The sequence below is a fragment of the Pseudonocardia sp. MH-G8 genome, from assembly GCF_002262885.1.
In the GTDB taxonomy this organism is placed as follows: domain Bacteria; phylum Actinomycetota; class Actinomycetes; order Mycobacteriales; family Pseudonocardiaceae; genus Pseudonocardia.
The window spans coordinates 1-608 of sequence record NZ_NKYF01000076.1; the positions used below are offsets into that span (position 1 = coordinate 1).

Below are 608 nucleotides of genomic sequence, written 5' to 3' on the forward strand. Positions count from 1 at the left end.
ATGCGCGGCAACTCCCTCCACCTCGACGACGAACTCATCGTCGACAACGGCGAACTCACCGTCCCCGAGATGCGCCCGGCCGGGAAGCGCTGAGATGACCACCCACCACATCGGCATGATCGTCCCCTCGTCGAACCTGACGATGGAAACCGAACTGCCCCACATGCTCGCCGCCCGCGAACAGGTCGAGCCCGGCGACCGGTTCGTCTTCCACTCCGCCCGCGCCCGGATGCAACACGTCACCCCCGAACAACTACGCGCGATGAACGCCCAAGCCGAACGCGCCGCCACCGAACTGGCCGACGCCCGCCCCGACATCGTGGCCACCGCCTGCCTGATCGCGATCATGGCCCAAGGCCCCGGCTACCACTGCACCGCCGAGGACACCATCACCGCCACGCTGCGCGGCGAGGGCTCCCAGGCCCCCGTCGTGTCCAGCGCCGGGGCACTACTGACCGGCATCGCCGCACTCGGCGCCCGAAAGGTCTCGATCATCACGCCCTACCTGAAACCACTCACCCAACTCGTGGTCGACTACCTCGAAGACGCCGGCATCGAAGTCGTCGACGCCCTGTCCCTCGAAGTCCCCGACAACCTCGCCGTCGCCC

1 protein-coding gene is annotated in these 608 nt (G+C 68.1%); it reads left to right on the forward strand.

What is annotated here, in order from left to right:
- Window positions 1–94: 94 nt before the first annotated feature.
- Window positions 95–608: Asp/Glu racemase (locus tag CFP66_RS46900; protein ID WP_094932060.1), on the forward strand; the 514-nt coding region annotated here is incomplete at its 3' end.